Origin of the sequence: Streptosporangium sp. NPDC023963 (assembly GCF_040639135.1) — a bacterium.
GTDB lineage: Bacteria > Actinomycetota > Actinomycetes > Streptosporangiales > Streptosporangiaceae > Streptosporangium.
On record NZ_JBEZZK010000007.1, the window covers coordinates 160,568 to 174,596 of the forward strand.

Genomic DNA, 14,029 nt, shown 5'->3' on the forward strand with positions numbered 1-14,029 from the left:
GGCGAGCGCCGGCCGGAACCGGCGATCACCCGGCCAGGGCCGGTGAGGCCTCGATCAGGACAGCCGGTGCGCGCCGGCCGTCGCGCCGGCCAGGACGGGACGTCGCACGCCGGTCGCGAGGTCACGGAGCATGTCGGCGAACGCGAGCGCCTGCTCCGGTGTCATGCGGGGCTCGGTGCCGACGTAGAAGACCACGATGTCGCCGCTCGGGGACGTCGTGGCGGTGAACGGGAGGGACGGGGAGATGACCATGATGTGAGCAATCATGGCCTGTCCCACCGACAGTTCACAGTTCATTTACCCCCGCCTCTTCACCCGCCACCCCTAATCCTCCCCCTGACGGCCCGGACCGCCCCGGCCGCGGTCCCGTCGGGGAACCGACCGTCACGACCCGCGACACGAGAGACACGCAACATCAACTAGAGCTTCGGCGGGAGTATGATGCGCGAAAATGAAGTGCCGGCGACGATCGCCCGGCACGGAACGAAGTCCGAGCGGAGGTCGCCGATGGGCGCGGGGTCGTCGTTGTCGTCCCAGGAGGGGCCGGGCCGGACGAGGCCGGGCCGGGTGCCCGGCCCGGGGGCGGACCGGGTGCCGGGCCGGATGTCGAGCTGGGCGAGCGAGCGGTTCGGCGACCGCGCCGAGGCCGTACGCGGGCGGCTGGCCGCGTCGCTGCTGGAGGCGATGGGCAACGCGCAGGACGCGCAGAGCTCCGGGCACAGCGACAAGCGGTACACCTACGGCTTCACCATGATGGCCAGGCGCTACGAGGCGCTCGCCGAGGGGCTGCGCGACGAGCCGGGCTTCCAGCTGGTCAGGCCGCACGGCTCGCCGCATCATCTGGTGGTCCTGGGCGGCAACCTGCTGCTGCCCTTCCGCTACGCCGAGGACGACCGCACGCCGATCTCCGAGGCCCGCGTCAGCGACGGCCGGATCTCCTCGCTGGTACGCGAGCTGTTCGACCGGTTCGGCCCGGCGACCTCCTACCGCCAGGAGGAGCTGGACCTGGCGCTCGGGGAGGAGCCCGCCCGATCCGCCCGGCCCGGCCGGCCCGGCCGGGCCGCTCAGGAGGAGCTGGACCTGTCCGCCGGGACGGACGGGCCGGCCACGGTCCGTCCCGCCCTCACCGGGCTGCCCGGCGACACCCGGCTGGTCCCGGTCGCCTACGCGGGCAACGCGCAGGCCGGCCTGCTGCGGCTCCACTGGGGCGAGGCGGAGCTCATCGACGAGTTCGGCAGGATCCGGTGGCTGCACCACGAGCCGATCCCGCTGCCCGCCGCCTCCCCCGGGGCCGTCCGTGACCTGTGGACGGCCGGGCCCGGTGCCGCGTCGCGCTTCGACGACGGCCTCGTACCCGCCCTCGCGTTGAGCACGAGGTCTCCGGCCGAGCGGAAGAATGGCAAGATCTTCCCCGTAAGCAGCGAGGCACCCGAGGAAACCGTGGTCACCGGCGACAATGAGCAACCGTAACCAGACCCCTCTGTTCGGCGCTCCCGGCGTCTCCGGGAGCGGCGGGCCGAGCCCGCAGGCCGTGGCGGACGCGTTCGACCAGGGGCGGCTGACCCAGGCGCGACAGCTCGCGGGGATGACCAAGAAGGACCTGGCCGAACGCGTCGGCGTCACCCCCGCGGCGGTGGGGCAGTACGAGACGGGCATGACCCGTCCCCGGCCCGATCTCGTTCCCCGCCTGGCCGACGCGCTCGGCGTACCGCCGGCGTTCTTCCTGCTGGGCCGGCCGCACGGCAAGCTGGACGGGTCCATGGCGCACTTCAGGAGCCTGCGCTCCACCCGCGCGCACCAGCGGGCCAAGGCCGCGGCCTTCGTCGAGCAGGTGTGGGAGCTGGCCCACGCCCTGGAGAGGCAGGTCAGGCTGCCGCACGTCGCCCTCCCCGGCTTCTCCGGCGGCGAGGTCCACTCCGGCGTGGAGCTTCCCAGCGACCCCGCCCAGGCCGCCCGCGCCCTGCGGCGGCTCTGGGGGCTGGGCACCGGCCCGCTGTCGCACATCGTCCGGCACATGGAGGCCCACGGGATCGTCGTGGTCTTCCCGCCGCCCGACGAGGACGCCACCACGGTGGACGCCTTCTCCACCTCCCAGCTGCCCCGTCCGATCGTGGTGCTGACCGCCAACCGGTTCGACGACATCCACCGCTACCGCTTCACCGCCGCCCACGAGCTGGGGCACCTGGTGCTGCACGGCGACACGGCGTCAGGAGACACCCAGCAGGAGCGGGAGGCCGACGTCTTCGCCGCCGAGTTCCTGACCCCGCGCGACAGCATCCTGCCGGAGCTGCCCGGCCGCCTCGACCTGCGCAGGCTGGTCGAGCTCAAGCACACCTGGGGCGTGTCGGTCGACTCCCTGCTGTACCGCTGCCGCGAGGTCGGCCTGATCTCCGATTCGGCGGCGAGCCGCGCCTACCAGCGGCTCAAGACGCTGCGCGACCAGCCGGGCTTCGCCGCCGAGCCGATCAGCGGCTATCCCGGCGAGCAGCCCGTGCTGCTGCGCAGGGCCTTCGACCTGGCCGTCTCCGAGACCGGTCTCACCATGGCGCGACTCGCCGCCCAGCTGGCCTGGCCCGTCTCCCGGGTGCGCGAGCTGCTCGACCTGCCCGACCAGCGCCCCGCGCTGCGCCTGGTGCCCTGACCTCCGTTCCGGCGGGCACCTGCCTCGGAGGTCCGTGCCCGCCGGGGGACGTCCAGCACCCGGCCCCGCCCCGAAGGGCCGTGCCCGCCGGAGGGCGTCCAGGATCCGGCTCCGCCCCGGAGTTCCGCGTGCGGCGCGGCGAGCACCGGGGCCGCGCGTCCCGGGCCGGACCGCGCTACTCGTCCTCGACCCGCTCCTTGATCCACTCCAGGCCGTCCTGCCAGGAGGCGAAGGCCTGGAGATAGCGGCCATCGCGGGCGTGGAAGATGTGATAGCGAAAATCTCCGTCGCTGCCCGTGCGGATCAGGTCGTAGAGATCGCCCTTGGAGCGATACCACACGCACTCGCCGTCAGCGGGACGCGAGGGCGATGCGTAGGCGAACTCACGTGTGATGGACATGGGACGGATGCTACGGACCGGCGAATCAGCAGGCAATGCCGTATCTATTTCATTCGGGGATAAAGTTCGCCCTCCCTGAGAACCCGGGAACCCGGCGGGAAAACGCGTGCGCGAGACCACCGGCACCGGGCGAGGGGACCCGAGGGGCTACCGCCGGCCGGCGGACGCGGCGAGCTGGTCGATCAGCGTCGCCAGCCGCCGCTCGTGGTGGTCCGCCGGAAGACGGCCGCTGCGGGTGAGGGTGACCAGACCGTGCACGGAACCCCAGGCGACCTCGGCCAGGATGCCGGTGTCGCGGCCGGCGGCGAAGGCGGCGATCGCCTCACGGAACTCGGCGAAGGCGGCCTGGAGCGGGGCGGGCGTGCCGGGACGGCCGAAGGGCAGGTCGACGGCGAGGGTGAGCATGGCGTCGTACAGCGACGGGTTCAGGCGGGCGAAGCCGGCGTAGGCGTGGATCAGGGCGGCGAGCGCCTCGCGCGGGGTGCCGGCCGTCGCGCGGGCCTTGCCCAGCTCGGCGGCGAGCTCGGCGAAGCCCTCCAGGGCGACGGCCGCCACGATGGCGTCCTTGCCCGCGAAGTGGCTGTAGAGGACCGGCTGGCTGTACTCGATACGCTCGGCGAGACGGCGCGTCGTGACCGCCTCCCACCCCTCGGCCTCGGCCAGCTCGCGAGCGACCGTCACGATCAGCCGGTGGCGTCGCGCCCGCTCGCGCTCGCGGCGCTCCTGTGTGGACATCCCGCAGATGCTAGCACCGCTATCGAGCCGGTCCCCGCTAGCAATAACGCCGCTCGCATATCTAGCGTTGCTATGGCAATCGGTCCTCCGACGGGCGGGTGCCCGGGCCCGCCGCGGCCCCGGCCCGCGCCCGGCGCGTTCGCCCGGCGCGGGCCGGCCGCGCTCGTCACCCGGCGGGCGGCGTGGGGTTCGGGGTCACCCGGTGGTCGGTCAGGTGCAGGTCTCCGCCCAGCGTCACGCGCAACTCGTCCAGGACCTTCCTGGCGCCGAGCACGGTCCACAGCTCCCCGACCAGGTGCGGGTTGTACTCCGGCGCCTGGTCCATCCACTGGTCCTTGCCGGACTGGGTGACGAAGGTGCTGATGAAGAACTGGCCGACGGAGGTCTTGCAGGCTCCCGTCCGGATGTCGACCGCGTCGACCTGGATCCGGGGCTTGCAGTCGACCTTCTTGGCGAGCTGCTCGACGGTTGGCGGCGGGCCCGCGGGTACCGCGATTCCGGCCGCGGCGGCGGGGGGACTCACGGGCTGGTCCGCGCTGCAGGCGAGGGAGAAGGACAGGGCGAGAATCACCGTGGCGACCACCCGGGCGTTCCTGGCGACACCGGTCTGGCGCGAATGTGTCAACATCCTTCAGATACGCTCACCGGCTCCGGCGGGTTCACCGTTTCCCGACCCGGTGCCGGGCGGGGGGACCCGGAGGGAGCCGGGGTGCCGGGGGTCGCGGCCTCGTCCGGTCGCGGGCTCTCGGGATCCCCCTCCATGCGCCCCGGGGGTCCCCGGCCGCGCTCCCCGGGGAACGCGGGCCGGGAGTGGACGGTCCTACGGGACGCGTCCGACGGCTCCCACGGTGACGGCTCCGGCTCCCGGCGGGATGACGACGTCGCCGGAGTCGGGCCGCCAGTCGTAGACGGGCACCAGGCCGGGTTCGAGCATCTCCAGCCCGTCGAACAGACCGCGGATCTGGGTGAGGGTACGGGGGAAGATGCCGCCCGCGGTGGTCGTGCCGTAGACGCCGCGGCCCTGGCGGACCTGCTCCTCGGTGAGGTCGCCGGAGGTGACGTGGGAGATCACCACGTGGCTGCCGGAGACCAGCCGCTTCCCGAGGGAGGCGGCGATGCCGGAGACCTGCTCGTCGTCGGCGACGAAGTGCAGGATGGACACCATGAGGACGGCGACCGGCTGATCGAAGTCGATGCGCTCGCGGACGTCCGGGTGGTCGAGGATCGCCTCCGGCTCCCGCAGGTCCCCGGGGATCACGACGGTCCGCGCGTTGTCGGCGAGCAGCGCGCGGGCATGGACGAGCACGATGGGGTCGTTGTCGACGTACACGACCTGGGAGTCCGGCGCCTCGCGCAGGACGACCTGGTGCACGTTCTCCTGCGTCGGCAGGCCCGCGCCGATGTCGATGAACTGGCGGATCCCCGCGGCGACGAGATGCCGCACGGTACGACCGAGGAAGGCGCGGTTGGAGCGCGCCACGTCCTTGACGTTGGGGACAAGCTCGACGATCTTCTCACCGGCGATCCGGTCGGAGGCGAAGTTGTCCTTACCCCCCAGGTAGTAGTCATACATACGAGCCACGCTCGGAACCGTAGGGTCGATTCCCGGCGGAGCCTGCTCGTGCTCAGTCATATCCTCGCCTTCACCACGTCTTTCCCGCATGGTAGACGAGCGGCCGACACCTTTAGATCATGAACCGATATTTCGCCCAATAACTGGACAAGTCAGCTCCCAGTCATCAGACATCGCAATTCCCCTGAAACCATGCCAAGCACGGTTCAGTCCGGGAGCTCCTCGCGGAGCTCGCGCAGGAACTCCCTGCTCTCGGAGACGGAGTACGCCTGGATGCACAGACGGTCCATGACCTGCATGTAATGGTCGGTCTCCTCGAGCTTGTCCACGTAGAGGGCGCTCGTCAGCTGCTCCATGTAGACCACGTCGGGCAGGTCCCGCTCGGGGAAGCGCAGGATGGAGAACGGGCCACCGGCCGCGGCGTGACCGCCCCGGTCGAACGGCATGATCTGCAGCCTGACGTTGGGCAGCTCGACGACCTCGAGCAGGTGGTCGATCTGGGCGCGCAGCACCTGGGGCCCGCCGATGGGCCGCCGCAGCACGGCCTCGTCCATCACGGCCCAGAGCGTCGGGGCGTCCGGCCTGGTCAGACGCTCCTGGCGGGCCAGGCGGAGCGCGACGCGGCGGTCGACCTCGTCCGCGGTGGCGCCGCCGTGCACGAGCATGATGACGGCCCGCGCGTATTCGGGGCTCTGCAGGAGGCCGGGGATGAACTGCACCTCGTAGGTCCGGACGATCGAGGCGGCCTCTTCGAGCCCGACGTAGACCTCGAACCAGTTGGGGAGCAGGTCTCCGTACTTGTGCCACCAGCCGGGGGCGTTGGCCTGGCGGGCCAGCGTGAGCAGCGGAGCCCTTTCCTGGGTATCGGTCACCCCGTACATCGTCAGCAGGTCCGCGACATCGCGTTCCTTGAAACCGACCCTCCCGAGCTCCAGCCGGCTGATCTTGGCGTGGGAGGCGCGGATGGCGTAACCGGCCTGCTCTCGGGTGATGTCCTTGGCGACGCGCAGCCTCCGCAGCTGGGCCCCCAGAAGAATCCGCAGGATAGTGGGACCGCCACCGCCCGCGTACGCGAGAACGCCGCCCTGCTCGCCGCTTTCTTCCGCGGTCTGTCTGGCCATGTGGGCTCCCTGTCGCACCTTCCTAGGGTGCCACAGTTTCACATATACAACGCGTTTCGCACAGCTCCGTTGCGCACGCACTTGCGTCTGCACTTGCAACCGCAAGTGCAAATCGAGACAAATCTCCTTTTTGCCGCTTTCTCGCCCGGCAGACCGTGTCCGAAACTCCTCGGCGCCACGGTCCTGACGCGAAACCTCTCGGCGTCACGTTCCCGACGCGAGGTCGCTCGGCGCTACAGGCCCGACGCGAGATCGTACGTGTCCTCGCGCATGGCGCCGTGCGCGTCGCCGCGGAAGGCTCCCCGGCTCGCGGCGGCACGGCGCGACAACATACCGCGCACGATGTCGCACAGCTCGCTCGTCTCCCTCGGCGACAGCACCCGGCTGAGACGGCGCTCGACCACGCCCCCGCTCAACGGTCCCGGCGCGCTCGTCACGTTGAGATAGCCGGACAGGAACGCGATCCTGAACAGCTTCTCCTGCGAGGGCGACTCGGCGGAGGACCGGCCGGGCCCCTTGACCGGCCTCGCCGCCGGAGTCCCGTCGCGGGACACCTCCAGCCCGGGAAGCAGCAGGTGGGCGGCGGCCCGTTGCAGGGCGCGCCCGTACGCGCGCATGGATCCGTCGGGCGAGAAGGAGACGATCGAGCGCCCGACCGCCTCGGCGGAGCCCGGAGACAGGTCGGCGATGCCGGTCTCCTCACCGAGGCAGGTGTAGACGCGCACCACCTGCTCCCCCACGTACCCCGGCTGGACGTGCTGGGAGAGCGTGACGGTCACCGTGGACCCGTCGGGGTTGCGCAACTCGGCGATGTCGGCCGCGTGGGTGACGTACGTGGTGGAGTGCTCGCGCTCGCACCACGAGGGGCACGAGGCCCCGGAGCGGGGGCGAAGAGTCCCGACGGAGGCCGTGATGTCGTCCATCCCAATCCTTCCAGCGTGGAGGTCCGCGTCATCGAGGGCGGGCGGGCACGACGGCGGATCGCGCCCGGCCGCGAGCCGGGACCACGACTCGGGTCCAGCCTCGCGCCACCGGTTTCGAGGTCGCTTTCGCCAGCAGGTACGCAGGACCGGCGTGCCGGGTTCAGCCGACGTCACCCGCCCCCCTCCCCCGCCGTCGCACCGCGTCCCCGGGACGGAGGTCCGAGGGGGACGCGGTGACAGGGGCGGAGACAGGGGACGCGGGAACACGACCGGCCAGGACGGGAGCGGCCGGGCCGGGGAGGGATCAGAAGGTGACCAGCGGATCGCCGATGAAGTCGGCGATGAAGTTGACGAAGAAGAAGCCGAAGAACAGGAAGTTCAGCACCAGGATCACGTAGTGCCACCAGCGGGGACGTGCCGGGCGGGGCAACCTGGCGTTGAGGTACATGAGCATGAACGGATAGATCAGCGCGCCCAGGTTGGACATGTTGGCCGACCACTGCACCAGGCTCACCGGGAGTGCCAGGTGCAGGACGACGGCGATGACCACCAGCAGCCCGAACATGAACGGGTAGTAGAACCTGCGGGGATCACCCTCGATGAGCACCCGCAGCCGGGGACTGGTGGCGTGGGCGGCGTCGGTCACCACCCGGACCATCGCCTCGAAGATGCCGAGCTGGGTGGAGAAGAGGATCAGCACCCCCAGGACCAGCGCGCCGACGAACATGGCCTGGCCGTACTCGTCGCCCAGGGCGCTCGCCACGAACGTCGGGACGTTCTCCTGGGTCGGCCGCTCGCCGGACAGCTCGACCGCCCTGGACATCAGGATGGTGGGCAGCAGCATCCCGAGGACGGCACCGACGAAGAAGACGCCCCACATGTCGATCATCAGCAGGCGGTACCAGCGGCGCCAGCGGACCGCGTTGGCCTCGTCGTCGGGAAAGGTCACGCCGCTGGCCAGCAGCTCGCTCTTCGGCCCGCGCATCCCGGCGATGAACCCGGTCCGGTAGCCCATGCCGTAGCCCTTGTCGCGGTAGTGGCCCATGACGTACCAGTTCAGCCCGGAGGCGAGCGCGGTGAACCCGGCCAGCGCGCCGAGCTGGGTGGCGGTGATCCCCGCCGGTGGCGCCGCGGGGGTGACGAAACCGCGGATCGCGTCCCACCAGATCTCGAACGGCACCACGAACAGGTCGACGAGCAGCAGCGCGACCAGGATCGTGCCGACCATGCCCCAGTTGGCGAGTTCCAGGACCCGGCTGATCTTGCGGGCGGCGGCGGTGATGACGAAGACGAGCAGGAGCAGGCCGATCGCCCACAGCCGGGGTTCCTCGGCCCCGGCGGGCGCGACCTCCCCGTGGACGAGCGCGTAGACGCCCTGGCCGGCGGCGGCGGCCCAGCCTCCGGCGATGAACGCGAAGATCACGACGAAGACCGAGAGCGGCACCCAGAGCCGGAAGCCGGGCGGGACCCGCCCCCAGCCGACCACCGGCGCCTCACCGGTGGCCACGACGTAGCGCGAGCACTCGACGTTGTAGAAGGTCTGCAGGACGGCCGAGATCAGGATGACCCAGCCCACCCCGACGAACCCGTACTGGCCGACGGCCTGCGGCCCCAGCAGCCACTCGCCGCTGCCGATGGAGATGCCGAGCGCGATGAGGCTGGGACCGACGGCGAACTTGAACAACTCCTTCCTGCCGAGCCGGGAGACTCCGAAGACCTCCTCGGGCTCGGGCAGGTCCGCCACGGCGAGATCCGGGCGGCTGACTCCGAGCGGATGGGACCGGGTGACTTCGGTCATGGCGATCCTCCAGGGTCGCGGAACCCCCCTGCTCCGACAGTGATCCTCCGACCGCACTTCGACAAGACCCCATTCGTGATGTTCCCGCGGCCACCTTCCGATCCTGGCCCTGGACTCCCGCGCGCTCCCGGCGACCGGGTCGCGCCGAAGGGGCACGGGAAGGCGGAGGGGGACGGGAGGACAGGGAGCCGGAACCGCTCGACGGTCTTAACCTGCCTTTAGGGTTTCCGCAGCGTGCCGCTAACGGGAGCCCCGGCAAGCTCGGGGACATGCGAAACACGACGAAACTCACCATCGCCGCCGCCGGACTTCTCGCCGTCGTCTCCGGAGGCGGCGCAGTAGCCTTCGCCGGAACCGCGACGCCCACCCCGGCCCCCAGCGGTACGGCGACGACTCCCGCGCCGGCGACCGAGACGCCCGGGACCCAGACCGCCACCCCGCCCCCCGCGCCCGGCGAGGCGGAGGCCAAGATCAAGCGGGACGCGGCCATCAAGATCGCTCAGGACAAGGTGCCCGGCGCCAAGCTCGTCAAGGCCGAGTTCGACGGCGACGAGACTCCCACCAGCTGGGAGATCGAGCTCCTCGAGGGTGATGTCGAGCACGAGTTCGACATCGACGCCACCACCGGCGCGATCCTGGAGCAGGACCAGGAGACCGAGACCGCCGCCGAGCGGGCCGCCGACGCCGCCGATGACGCCAACGACACTGACGACGACCAGAACGACCAGGACGACGACTGACGGGAACACGACCGGCGGCGAAGGAGCCCGTGACACCTCGCGTGTCGCGGGCTCCGCGCTCGAACCGGCCGGACGCGACGGTGGCGGCCCGGCCACGGGAGCGGGTCACTGACGCAAGGTGTCAGTGACCCGCTCCTAGCATGCGGGCACCACTGAGCAGCTCCGGGAAGGACCGACCACGGTGACGAACGACGCCCGTCACGGGCAGGCGCAGAACACCTGCTGCCCGATCCTCGAACTGAGGCGGTACACGCTGCACCCCGGCAGGAGGGACGACCTGGTCACCTTGTTCGACAGGGAGTTCGTCGAGTCCCAGGAGGCCGTGGGCATGCGCGTCGTCGGCCAGTTCCGCGACCGGGACGACCCGGAGAGGTTCGTCTGGCTGCGCGGGTTCCGCGACATGGAGTCGCGGGCCGCGGCGCTGGCGGCCTTCTACGGAGGACCGGTGTGGAGGACCCACCGCGACGAGGCCAACGGGACGATGATCGACTCGGACGACGTCCTGCTGCTCCGTCCGGCGGCCCCGGGAGCGGGCTTCGACCTGTCGGGCGCCGCCCGCCCCGCGCCGGGCGGCGCGGCGACGGCCGGTCCCCCGGCGAACGACGAGGCGACCTCGTCGTGGTTCACCGCGACCGTCTGCCACCCGGGCGTACCCGGCGACGAGTTCGCCCGGTTCTTCGATGACCGGGTGGCACCGCTGCTGGCGGAGACGGGCGCCGCCCCGCTGGCCCGCCTGCGGACCGAACACGCCGAGAACACCTACCCCGCCTTGCCGGTACGGACCGGCGAGGACGTCTTCGTGTGGTTCTCCGCCTTCGCGAGCCGGGAACGGCACGACGAGCACGCCGCGCTGCTCGCACGTTCGGCAAGGTGGACACGGGAGGTGCTTCCCGAGCTGTCGGCGCGCCTGGTCGCTCCTCCCGAGCGACTGAACCTGACGCCGACGGCGAGATCCCTGCTCCGCTGACCTGGGCCGCAGACGAGACTCCGCCGATCCGGGCCGAGCCGATCCGACCCGTGGGTGAGGCTCCGCCGATCCCGGCGGTCAGCGTCGCCGTACCCGGTAGACGAGAGCCGTGAGAGCGGCGATCCCCACGAGCGCCGCAAGCACGTACGGGGGCCGCCACCAGGTTTCCTGCTCCACGACCGCGACGGTGGCCGTCTCCACCGGCGAGCCTCCGGCGGGCGCCGCCGCCGGGGTGGCGGCGGGCGTGGGGCCGGCGGACTCGGAGGGAACGCCGTCGCCGAGGGGGACGCCCGGCGGGCGGATCACGCCCCAGTAATCCCGCTGCGGCTGGGCGGCGATCGACCGCCTGAGGTCCTCGGGAACCGGGGCGACCTTCAGCCCGCCGGGCACCGTCAGGGTGCCGATCCGGTAGGGCGAGAACCAGCCCTGGATCCCCTCCACCTCCCAGGTGCCCTTGGGCAGGGAGACCGCGGCGGCGTAGTGGGCGGGCTCCTTCAGCGCCACGCCGGAGAACGTGAGGCTCCTCTTGCCGTCGGTGAACCTCAGCGCGACCTCACCCAGGTCGTCGCCCTCGTACGGGTGGGTGCCGTGCTGCAGCAGCCAGAAGCCGAGGGTGTACGTCGTGTCCGGGCTCGTCACCGGGACCGGGTCCATCACGGTGAGTGCCCAGCCTCCCGCCCGTGCCGGGGCGCCGAGGGCCAGCAGGGGGACGATGAACGCCAGGAGGAAAAGGATTCTTCTCATGCGGGAGGTACACCGGCCGGGCCGGCCGGGTTCCCGCCACCGCGCGGAGCGCCTCCCGGCCGCCGGGATCGCGGGCCTTGCGAGCGGGACCGGCAAGTTGGACCGGCGAGTTGGACCGGGTGAGCCGGCCGGAACCGTGGAGTCGAGGCCGAAAGCAGGGGTATGGACAGCGAATGAGCCTTCAGGAAGAACTGCGGCAGGTCGAAGAGGACCTGGAGAGACTGCGTGCCGAGGTCGCCGACATGCGAAGGCAGGTCGGGGAGGTCGGCCCCACCGACCCCACCGAGCGGTCGATGATGATCAACCAGGCCGACGAGCAGGAGATCCTCGTCGGCGAGCTCGAAGCCAGGCGCGAGGACCTTCTCAAACGCCTCGGCGGGGAGAACGACCGCGACCGCGCGAGACCGCGCGAGACGACGTAGGATGGCGGGACCCGCACGCCCGGAGATGCCACCACCTGCGGTTCGTCACATTCGGTTATCCGTGATTTCCCGGGGTAACCATAAGAACGAACCATCATCAGGGGGATGAAATGATCAATATGCTTCACAAGATGGGCGTGAAGTCCAGCATGATGTACGTCGCCGGGCTCGCCTCGATCGGCGCGTCGGTCGCGGTGTGGTTCACGTCGAACTCGAAGGAGAGCGCGGGAGTCGACCGGGCGGACCGGTGGGGGATCTTCATCGGCGAGTGGGCGCCGACCTTCTTCGCGATGGGAGTCGCCCTGCGCCTGGAGGAGAACCGCGAGGAGATGCGGTCCTCCATCGAGCAGGAGTCACTCCGCGGCTCGTACTCCGACGCCGAGGGCAGGATTCCCTCGCGCGCGGGCGTGTAGCCCCGCCGTTGGACGATCGGAGGCAGGGCGCGTCCGAGGGACGCGTCCTGCCTCCGCTCATGACAAGGTGACCAGGGCCGGATGTCTCGGATCGTCGACGCGGACGACCACGTCCGCGACCTCCGCCGGGGTCACCTCCTCCTCGTAGCGCGCGTAGGCGGGCAGCGTCCAGCGCTGCTCGTCCGGGGTGCGCCGGGCGAGCGCGCCCGGTGAGAGCCGCAGATGCACGGTCAGCTCGAACGGCAGCCCCCGGCCCAGCAGCAGGGGTCCGGCCAGCAGCAGCACCCCGCCCGGGGGAACCGTGACGTAGGGCGCGCGGGTGGCCCTGTCGACGACGCTGTCCCACAGCGTGGGCAGCACCTTCCCCGACCGCCCGGGGTCGAGCGGTCTCAGGACCTCCCTGGCCAGTCCCCCGTAGTCGAACCACTCGGAGTAGAAGGAGTCCGGGTCGGTCCGGCCGTACTCGAAGCGGAGCGAGGCCGGGCGCAGGAAGTCGGCGGTGGAGACCCGGAGCACCTCCCTGCCGCGGAGCCGGAGCGGGTCTGCCAGCGCGTCGGCGAGGTCCTCCGGCCGCGCCGCCGGAGCCCCGTCGAGCGCGACGCGCACCCAGGAGTCGCGGGGTCGCGCGGCCACCCGATCGGCGAGTTCCTCCACCAGCGACGACGGGGAGATCGGCCTTATGTTCACCCCAATGTTCACCCCACCATCCTGGCCGACGCGTGCCCGTCTCCGGCCGGGGCCGGTCAACCATCATGGCCGGGTCAAGGTCGGACGTGATGCCGATCAAATATCGGTCTGTCCGGGTTGTCCTGCCGCTACAGGCGGTAACGATCCATATGGATCGACGGCTCGGCCGTGACTGGGCGTCGGCCTCCTGGTCGCGTCACGTCCATGTCGGCGCGATCCGGTAGTTGGCGTGATCTTCACGTCTTTCCGCAACCAAGATCACGGCACGTTACGCACGGAGACAGTGATGTCAGGAGGATTTCAGTGATCAAGCGCGGTAAGCCGACCAAGAACGGCCAGGTCAAGCTGACTTTCAGCATAACGGAGAGCCCGACCGTCGGAGGAGTCTCGTTGGTCGGCGACTTCAACGACTGGGACCCCTATGCCCATCCCATGCAGCGCAGGGACGACGGCACCTACCAGGTGAGCCTGATGGTCCCCGCACGGCAGCCCATCCGCTTCCGCTACCTCGCGGACGGCGGCGTGTGGTTCGACGACGCGGACGCGGACCACCACGACGAGCACGGCGGCCGGATCAACCCCGCGGACGTCCAGGAGGCGCCGGAAGCCCCCGGTGCGACGCGTAGCGCCGTCGGCAAGCCGATGCGGCAGACGCTCTCGGCAGGGCAGCCGGTCTCGGCCTCGGCCTCGGTGTCCACCTCCTAGTATCTCGGTGACCGCTCGTAGGACGGGATCCCCTTCGCGGGGCAGACCGTTCCACCGTCTCCGCGATCAGCGTGACGGCCCGCCCCGTTCCCTCCCGGCAGGGACACGGAAGGGGCGGGCCGCCCCGCGGGCGAACCCGCCGGCCCCGAACGCGGGAGAC

17 protein-coding genes are annotated in these 14,029 nt (G+C 71.0%); 7 read left to right on the forward strand and 10 right to left on the reverse strand.

Translation table 11 applies throughout. The annotated features are described in order from the left end of the window. Window positions 1-54: 54 nt before the first annotated feature. On the reverse strand, window positions 55-297 hold the full coding sequence (locus tag AB0F88_RS22565; protein ID WP_362687169.1) for a hypothetical protein: 243 nt from the start codon (window positions 295-297) through the stop codon (window positions 55-57). Window positions 298-441: 144 nt separating this feature from the next. On the opposite strand from AB0F88_RS22565, the gene AB0F88_RS22570 reads away from it, so the two are divergent. After that, the gene (locus AB0F88_RS22570; RefSeq protein WP_362687171.1) at window positions 442-1,470 is read left to right on the forward strand and encodes a hypothetical protein; all 1,029 of its coding nucleotides are present in this window, start codon (window positions 442-444) and stop codon (window positions 1,468-1,470) included. Next, the gene (locus AB0F88_RS22575; protein WP_362687173.1) at window positions 1,457-2,641 is read left to right on the forward strand and encodes an XRE family transcriptional regulator; all 1,185 of its coding nucleotides are present in this window, start codon (window positions 1,457-1,459) and stop codon (window positions 2,639-2,641) included. The genes AB0F88_RS22570 and AB0F88_RS22575 overlap by 14 nt, the downstream gene beginning before the upstream one ends. Window positions 2,642-2,816: 175 nt before the next feature. On the opposite strand, the gene AB0F88_RS22580 is transcribed toward AB0F88_RS22575, so the two are convergent. The 7 genes from AB0F88_RS22580 to AB0F88_RS22610 form a co-directional block, all read right to left on the reverse strand. Continuing rightward, window positions 2,817-3,041, reverse strand: coding sequence for a hypothetical protein (locus AB0F88_RS22580; protein ID WP_362687175.1), 225 nt, complete (start codon window positions 3,039-3,041; stop codon window positions 2,817-2,819). Between the two features lie 147 nt (window positions 3,042-3,188). Next, on the reverse strand, window positions 3,189-3,776 hold the full coding sequence (locus AB0F88_RS22585) for a TetR/AcrR family transcriptional regulator (RefSeq protein WP_362687178.1): 588 nt from the start codon (window positions 3,774-3,776) through the stop codon (window positions 3,189-3,191). Between the two features lie 166 nt (window positions 3,777-3,942). After that, the gene (locus AB0F88_RS22590; protein WP_362687181.1) at window positions 3,943-4,404 is read right to left on the reverse strand and encodes a hypothetical protein; all 462 of its coding nucleotides are present in this window, start codon (window positions 4,402-4,404) and stop codon (window positions 3,943-3,945) included. A 192-nt stretch (window positions 4,405-4,596) separates the two neighbouring features. Next, window positions 4,597-5,439 carry an SAM-dependent methyltransferase gene (locus tag AB0F88_RS22595; RefSeq protein ID WP_362687184.1) on the reverse strand — a complete coding sequence of 281 codons (843 nt, stop codon included), beginning with the start codon at window positions 5,437-5,439 and terminating at the stop codon, window positions 4,597-4,599. 116 nt (window positions 5,440-5,555) lie between these two features. Next, a complete protein-coding gene (locus AB0F88_RS22600; protein ID WP_362687187.1) occupies window positions 5,556-6,470 on the reverse strand; it encodes a helix-turn-helix transcriptional regulator in 915 nt (304 codons plus the stop codon). A 233-nt stretch (window positions 6,471-6,703) separates the two neighbouring features. Then, window positions 6,704-7,393, reverse strand: coding sequence for a hypothetical protein (locus tag AB0F88_RS22605; protein ID WP_362687190.1), 690 nt, complete (start codon window positions 7,391-7,393; stop codon window positions 6,704-6,706). Window positions 7,394-7,697: 304 nt separating this feature from the next. After that, on the reverse strand, window positions 7,698-9,191 hold the full coding sequence (locus AB0F88_RS22610) for an Nramp family divalent metal transporter (RefSeq protein ID WP_362687193.1): 1,494 nt from the start codon (window positions 9,189-9,191) through the stop codon (window positions 7,698-7,700). A gap of 269 nt (window positions 9,192-9,460) precedes the next feature. On the opposite strand from AB0F88_RS22610, the gene AB0F88_RS22615 reads away from it, so the two are divergent. Further along, the gene (locus AB0F88_RS22615) at window positions 9,461-9,931 is read left to right on the forward strand and encodes a PepSY domain-containing protein (RefSeq protein WP_362687196.1); all 471 of its coding nucleotides are present in this window, start codon (window positions 9,461-9,463) and stop codon (window positions 9,929-9,931) included. Window positions 9,932-10,112: 181 nt separating this feature from the next. Next, window positions 10,113-10,898: an NIPSNAP family protein gene (locus AB0F88_RS22620; protein ID WP_362687199.1), complete on the forward strand. Its 786-nt coding sequence runs from the start codon at window positions 10,113-10,115 to the stop codon at window positions 10,896-10,898. 78 nt (window positions 10,899-10,976) lie between these two features. Here AB0F88_RS22620 and AB0F88_RS22625 read toward each other — a convergent pair whose 3' ends face one another. Beyond that, a complete protein-coding gene (locus AB0F88_RS22625) occupies window positions 10,977-11,642 on the reverse strand; it encodes a hypothetical protein (RefSeq protein WP_362687202.1) in 666 nt (221 codons plus the stop codon). A gap of 173 nt (window positions 11,643-11,815) precedes the next feature. Here AB0F88_RS22625 and AB0F88_RS22630 point away from each other — a divergent pair, with 173 nt between their 5' ends. Next, on the forward strand, window positions 11,816-12,064 hold the full coding sequence (locus AB0F88_RS22630) for a hypothetical protein (protein ID WP_362687205.1): 249 nt from the start codon (window positions 11,816-11,818) through the stop codon (window positions 12,062-12,064). Between the two features lie 119 nt (window positions 12,065-12,183). After that, on the forward strand, window positions 12,184-12,477 hold the full coding sequence (locus AB0F88_RS22635; RefSeq protein WP_362687208.1) for a hypothetical protein: 294 nt from the start codon (window positions 12,184-12,186) through the stop codon (window positions 12,475-12,477). Between the two features lie 57 nt (window positions 12,478-12,534). On the opposite strand, the gene AB0F88_RS22640 is transcribed toward AB0F88_RS22635, so the two are convergent. Beyond that, entirely contained in the window at window positions 12,535-13,176 is a 642-nt protein-coding gene (locus tag AB0F88_RS22640; protein WP_362687211.1) for a uridine kinase, read from the reverse strand. A gap of 291 nt (window positions 13,177-13,467) precedes the next feature. Between AB0F88_RS22640 and AB0F88_RS22645 the strand changes: the two genes are divergently transcribed. Then, window positions 13,468-13,869, forward strand: coding sequence for an isoamylase early set domain-containing protein (locus tag AB0F88_RS22645; protein WP_362687214.1), 402 nt, complete (start codon window positions 13,468-13,470; stop codon window positions 13,867-13,869). Window positions 13,870-14,029: the final 160 nt, after the last annotated feature.